At 66.9% G+C, this 4,676-nt stretch carries 6 protein-coding genes; 4 read left to right on the top strand and 2 right to left on the bottom strand.

Features of this window, described 5'->3' with window-relative positions; all coding sequences use genetic code 11:
• On the bottom strand, positions 1-360 hold a 360-nt coding region (gene eno, locus VEG08_16130; GenBank protein HXZ29524.1), incomplete at its 3' end, for a phosphopyruvate hydratase.
• A 142-nt stretch (positions 361-502) separates the two neighbouring features.
• On the opposite strand from eno, the gene VEG08_16125 reads away from it, so the two are divergent.
• The 3 genes from VEG08_16125 (at position 503) to VEG08_16115 (ending at position 3,153) form a co-directional block, all read left to right on the top strand.
• The gene (locus VEG08_16125) at positions 503-2,056 is read left to right on the top strand and encodes an adenylate/guanylate cyclase domain-containing protein (GenBank protein HXZ29523.1); all 1,554 of its coding nucleotides are present in this window, start codon (positions 503-505) and stop codon (positions 2,054-2,056) included.
• Positions 2,057-2,241: 185 nt separating this feature from the next.
• A complete protein-coding gene (locus tag VEG08_16120; GenBank protein HXZ29522.1) occupies positions 2,242-2,637 on the top strand; it encodes a nuclear transport factor 2 family protein in 396 nt (131 codons plus the stop codon).
• Between the two features lie 66 nt (positions 2,638-2,703).
• Positions 2,704-3,153, top strand: a complete 450-nt coding sequence (locus tag VEG08_16115) for an FKBP-type peptidyl-prolyl cis-trans isomerase (GenBank protein HXZ29521.1) — start codon at positions 2,704-2,706, stop codon at positions 3,151-3,153.
• Positions 3,154-3,168: 15 nt separating this feature from the next.
• Here VEG08_16115 and VEG08_16110 read toward each other — a convergent pair whose 3' ends face one another.
• Entirely contained in the window at positions 3,169-4,227 is a 1,059-nt protein-coding gene (locus VEG08_16110; GenBank protein ID HXZ29520.1) for a 3-isopropylmalate dehydrogenase, read from the bottom strand.
• A 69-nt stretch (positions 4,228-4,296) separates the two neighbouring features.
• Between VEG08_16110 and VEG08_16105 the strand changes: the two genes are divergently transcribed.
• Positions 4,297-4,676 (top strand): hypothetical protein (locus VEG08_16105; protein ID HXZ29519.1); only part of this gene is annotated, 380 nt, incomplete at its 3' end.

Raw genomic sequence — 4,676 nt, 5'->3', positions numbered from 1 at the left:
GGCGCCCAGGCGTCCCTTGTTGGGAGTGCCGTCGAGCTCGACCATCTTCTGATCGAGGGCGCGCTGGTCGGAGGCGTCGAGGTTGGCGAGCGCGTCGGCGATCTCGCCGTTGACGTTCTCGACCGCCTTGAGTACGCCCTTGCCCAGGAAGCGCTGCTCGTCGCCGTCGCGCAGTTCGACCGCTTCGTGCTCGCCGGTGGAGGCGCCGGAGGGAACGGCGGCGCGGCCGCGAGCGCCGGTCGCCAGCAGGACTTCCGCTTCCACCGTGGGGTTGCCACGGGAATCGAGGATCTCACGCGCGTGAATGTCAGAAATATTCATGAGGGCACCTCGCTGGGAAAGCCGGGATTGTAAGGACATTTGCTCATTTCCTCATTTCTTGATTTATTGATTTCCCGAGGGTGCTCGTTACCCTGAGTAAATCAATAAATGAACAAATCAATAAATCAACAAGTTCCCAGGGTTGCTATTGCGTCTTAGTAGAGGTTAGTCTCGCCTGCCGATGGAATCCAGCCTTTACCGGGATTTCTACCGCCGCGCGCGCCGCAACCTGCTGCTGGGCACGGCGCTCTCGGTGCTGCCCGGCGCCGCCTTCTACTTCTTCGTCTTCTCCTATAGCTGGCGGCAACTGGGGGTGCTTGCGGTGCTGGCCTTCGCCGACCTGGCCGCCTTCCTGCCGCTGGACATCGCCATCCTGCGCGCCAGCCTGCGACCGGTCGAACACGCGCTGGCGGAGGGCGCTTCGCAGGAAGCAAGACAGCGCGGCTTGGCGCGCCTGCTGGACTCCCCCCGGCTGGTGCTGCTGCGCGTCTTCGGGCCGCACGCCATCTGCTTCTCCGCCGGCATCACGCTGCTGGTGGTGCTGGCCAACCGCTGGCTCAGCCTGGGCATCGATCCCCGCACCTTCCCCTTCTACTGGGTGCTGAACCTGACGGTGGTGCCCATCGCGCACGTGATCTACGAGTTCGCGGCCATGGAGCGTGAGATCCAACCCTTGGCGCTGGAGCTGGCGCAGAACGTCCCTGTGAGCGAGACCCTGGCCCGCCCCTTCACGCTGGAAAAGCGCATGCGCATCTTCTTCCCGCTGCTGGCACTCGCGCCCATCGTGGTCGTGTCGTCGGCGGTGTACCTGCGGGTGCGGGCGGCGCTGGGGCCGGAAGCGCACCGCCTGCTCTTCGATCTGGCCGCCATCGGCGGGGCCTGCGCCGCGCTCTTCCTCTACCTGATGTACGTGCTGGGGCGGCAACTGCACGAGCAGACGGCGGCGCTGATCGCGGCGCTGGACCGGCTGGGGCGCGGCGACCTGGGCGCGCGCGCCCAGCTCTACACCACCAGCGAGTTCGGGCAGATCGCTGCGCACATCAACAGCATGGCGCTGGGGCTGAGCGAGCGGCAGCGGCTGCGCGACCTGTTCGGCGCCTACATGACCAGCGAGGTGGCTACGGCGCTGCTGGCCCGCGGCGAGCACGACACCGGGCGCACGGAGAAGCGCTACGTGGCCATCCTCTTCGTGGACGTGCGCGGCTTCACCGCCTTCAGCCGCGAGCGCCCGCCCGAGGTCATCGTGGGCGTGCTCAACCGCTTCTTCGAGGCGGTGGTGGGTGCCATTGCGGAGAGCGGCGGTACCGTGAACAAGTATCTGGGCGACGGGCTGCTGGCCATCTTCGGCGCGCCGGTGGCGCTGGAGAACCCGTGCGGGGCGGCGGTGTCGGCCGCGCTCCAGATCTCGAAGCGGGTGCGCGCGGTCAACCACCTGTTCGCGGCCACGGGCGTGCCCGCGCTCAAGATCGGCATCGGCGTCCACGCAGGGGAGGTAGTGGTGGGCTCCATCGGCTCGCCCAAGCACAAGCTGGAGTACACCGTGATCGGCGACCCCGTGAACCTTTCGTCGCGCATCGAGGGATTGAACAAGCAGTTGGGGACGGAGATCCTGATCTCCGATGAGGTGTACGAACGCGCGGGCGCGGAGTGGCAGACCTTCGCCCAGGCTTCCATGAAGATGGAGGTCAAGGGCGTAGAGCAGCCGGTGAAGGTGTGGGTGGTGGAAAAGAACTGACGATTGTCGGAGTGACGATTGGGACCGTCCTGGGCGCTTTTCATTCGTCAACCGTCAATGCCTCAATCGTCAATCACGGAGGATGAAAACGTATGACCGGACTGCGGCGGACGGCTGCGATACTCTTGCTCCTGGCGGTCATCGTTCCGGCTTGCCTGCCGGCACTACAGAAGGAGACGACCTCGATGAGCAAGCCAGAAAGCACCGGGTCTTCCGCGCTCACGGAAGCCATCCGCCCGCGCCTACTGGCCATCTGGGAGCACTACAAGAACCAGGAGGCGGAGGCCCACAACGCCCTCCTGGCCGACGACTACCAGGCCGTCTTTCCCGACGGGACCCTGCACAGCCGCAAGCCGACGCCGCAGGAGATCGCGCAGGCGCCGCTGACCGCCTTCACGCTGGAGCGAGTGACCGCCGTGCCCCTGGGCCCGGATGCCGCCCTAGTGACCTACACCGCGGAGGTCGACGGGCCCTCCGGCGGCAAGATCATCCACGTCACCTACCAGGTCGGCGAGATCTGGGTGCGGCGGGCGGGAGAGTGGAAGTGCCGCTACTACCAGGGGACTCCGGTGACCAAGTAGCCGGGCCGGGTCTCACTCGTCAAGCACTCGCTTCTGCTATCATCGTTGCCTCAACAAGGAGCTCGCATGCGCAACCGGATTGTCCTGGCACTGCTTCTGATCTCCGCCCTGACGCTCGTCTTCGCCCAACACAAGACCCAAACGCCCGCCCCTTCCGGTCCTACCAAGGTGACGGGCAAGCCCACCACCACGCCCTCCGGCCTGCAGTACTGGGACATCAAGGTGGGTACCGGGGCCACCGCGGCCGCCGGCAAGCACGTCACGGTGAACTACACCGGCTGGCTGACCGACGGCAAGCAGTTCGACAGCTCGATCGGTCGCGCCCCATTCGAGTTCGACCTTGGCGCCCAGCAGGTGATCAAGGGCTGGGACGAAGGCGTGGCCGGCATGAAGGTGGGAGGCAAGCGGCAACTGCGCATCCCGCCGGCCCTGGCCTATGGCGAGCGTGGGGCGGCGGGCGTGATCCCGCCCAACGCCACCCTGATTTTCGACGTCGAGTTGCTGGGCGTGAAGTAGGAGTCGGCGTGGCGGTCAGCTTCCCGCCACGCGGGCGGCGATCCACTGGCCGCACTCGCGCGTGCCCAGCGTCCCCCCGATGTCGGAGGTGGTCTTCTTCTGCCGCACCGCCTCCAGCACGGCGGCGTTGATCTTCTCCGCCTCGCGCTCCAGGCCCAAGTGCTCCAGCATCATGGCGGCGGTGAGGATGGCGCCCATGGGATTGGCGAGGTTCTTGCCCGCCAGCGGCGGCGCCGAGCCGTGCACCGGCTCGAACATCGAGGTGCGCCCAGGATGGATGTTGCCGCTGGCGGCCATGCCCAACCCGCCCTGCAGCCCCGCGGCCAGGTCGGTGAGGATGTCGCCGAAGAGATTGTTGGTGACGATCACGTCGAACTGGCGCGGGTCGCGCACCATCTGCATGGCCAGCGCGTCCACGAACATATGCTGCGGCTGGAGGTCGGGATACTCGAGCGCCACTTCCTTGAAGACGCGCTGCCAGAGCCCGTGGGCGTGGGTCAGGACGTTGGACTTGTCGCTCATCAGGACCCTCTTGCGGCCCAGGCGGCGGGCCAGCTCGAAGGCGTAGCGCAGCACCCGCTCCACGCCGCGGCGCGTGTTGATGTCCTCGTTGATGCCGGTTTCATCCGCCGTGCCGGCGTGCTCGGTGCGGCCCACGTCGCGGTAGAGGCCCTCGGTGTTCTCGCGGATGACCACGAAGTCCAGGTCCTGGGGGCGCACGCCCTTGAGCGGACACAGCGACTCGTCCAGCAGCTTGACCGGACGCACGTTGGCGTAGAGATCCATCTGGAAGCGCATGTTGAGCAGGATCTCTTTGGCGTGGAGGTTGGAAGGGACGCGGGGATCGCCCAGCGCGCCCACGAACACGGCATCGAAATCGCGGGCCAGCATCTCGAAGGCGCCGGGCGGGACGGTGATGCCGTCCCGGAGATAGCGGTCGGCGCCCCAATCGAAGTCGGTGAAGGCGAGGGCGGCGCCGGAGGCGCGCAGCACCTGGACGGCCTGGGCGATCACTTCCTTGCCGATGCCGTCGCCGGGAATGACGGCGATTCGCTTGGGGGCGGGCGGGGGCACGGGCGACAGGGTAACAGTTCCCAGTTCCCGGTTGCCAGTTCCCAGTTGGCTATAATGAAAAGTTTAGACATGACGGCGACGGCACTTTCGGGCCACCCCGCGGCCGCGGGGAGCGCCCGCGGCGAATACCGTGGGGCGGAGACGGCGGCGCGCTTCAGCGATCCCGCAGCCGAGTTGACCGCGCTGCGCTCGGGCTGCGGCCTGTTCGACCTGGGCTGGCGGGCCAAGCTCATCGTCGCCGGCGGCGACCGGGTGCGCTGGATGAACGGCATGGTCACCAACAACATCCGCGACCTGGCCCCCGGCCACGGCAGCTACAACTTCCTGCTCAACGCCCAGGGGCACATCCAGGGCGACCTGTACATCTACCACCGCGGCGACTACCTGCTGCCGGACACCGACGCCGCCCAGGCGCCGCGGCTGCGCGAGATCTTCGAGAAGTACATCAT

It is taken from the genome of Terriglobales bacterium (assembly GCA_035624475.1).
Lineage (GTDB): Bacteria > Acidobacteriota > Terriglobia > Terriglobales > Acidobacteriaceae > DASPRL01.
This window is presented reverse-complemented; position numbering and strand designations above follow the sequence as displayed.

Coding starts and splice junctions, on each gene's coding strand:
- VEG08_16125 (HXZ29523.1), top strand. CDS start 503: ATGGAATCCAGCCTTTACCGGGATTTCTACCGCCGCGCGCGCCGCAAC.
- VEG08_16120 (HXZ29522.1), top strand. CDS start 2,242: ATGAGCAAGCCAGAAAGCACCGGGTCTTCCGCGCTCACGGAAGCCATC.
- VEG08_16115 (HXZ29521.1), top strand. CDS start 2,704: ATGCGCAACCGGATTGTCCTGGCACTGCTTCTGATCTCCGCCCTGACG.